The sequence below is a fragment of the Staphylococcus sp. EG-SA-2 genome (assembly GCF_017152085.1).
This window is the reverse complement of sequence record NZ_JACYHC010001175.1, coordinates 1-660: the sequence shown is the minus strand read 5'-3', so window position 1 is coordinate 660 and position 660 is coordinate 1. Positions and strand designations below refer to the sequence as shown.

Below are 660 nucleotides of genomic sequence, written 5' to 3'. Positions count from 1 at the left end.
GCTATTATTCATTGGAATGATTAGTGCTTCATCTTTTTTACCCCAATATTTTATAAGTGCAATATTCGTATGTGCACGTGCTTTGCCACTTTTAATCAACGCATTAACCTCCTAAATTCTCAATCCAAGTATGTGCTGCACCAGCTTTTTCTACAGCTTTTACAATATTTTTCGCTGTTGGTAAATCTTTGGCAAGCAATAACATACTTCCACCACGACCAGCGCCAGTAAGTTTTCCAGCAATCGCACCATTTTCTTTACCAATTTTCATTAATTGTTCTATTTTATCATGACTAACTGTCAACGCCTTTAAATCCGCATGACATTCATTAAAAATATCCGCTAAGGCTTCAAAGTTATGATGTTCAATCACATCACTCGCACGTAAAACTAACTTACCGATATGTTTTACATGTGACATGTACTGAGGGTCCTCACAAAGTTTATGAACATCTTCTACTGCTTGTCTTGTTGAACCTTTCACACCAGTATCTATAACAACCATATAGCCGTCTAAACTTAACGTTTTCAACGTTTCAGCATGACCTTTTTGGAACCAAACTGGTTTGCCTGATACAATCGTTTGCGTATCAATACCACTTGGTTTACCATGTGCAATTTGCTCTGCCCAATTAGCCTTTTCAATGAGTTCTTCTTTCG

General features: G+C 37.1%; 1 protein-coding gene and 1 pseudogene. Both read right to left on the bottom strand.

Going from position 1 to position 660, the window contains the following annotated elements; all coding sequences use genetic code 11:
- A pseudogene (locus tag IDG60_RS19310) lies at positions 1 to 99 on the bottom strand (diphosphomevalonate decarboxylase); the annotation flags it as partial.
- A gap of 4 nt (positions 100 to 103) precedes the next feature.
- Positions 104 to 660 (bottom strand): mevalonate kinase (gene mvk / locus IDG60_RS19305; RefSeq protein ID WP_206161079.1); only part of this gene is annotated, 557 nt, incomplete at its 5' end.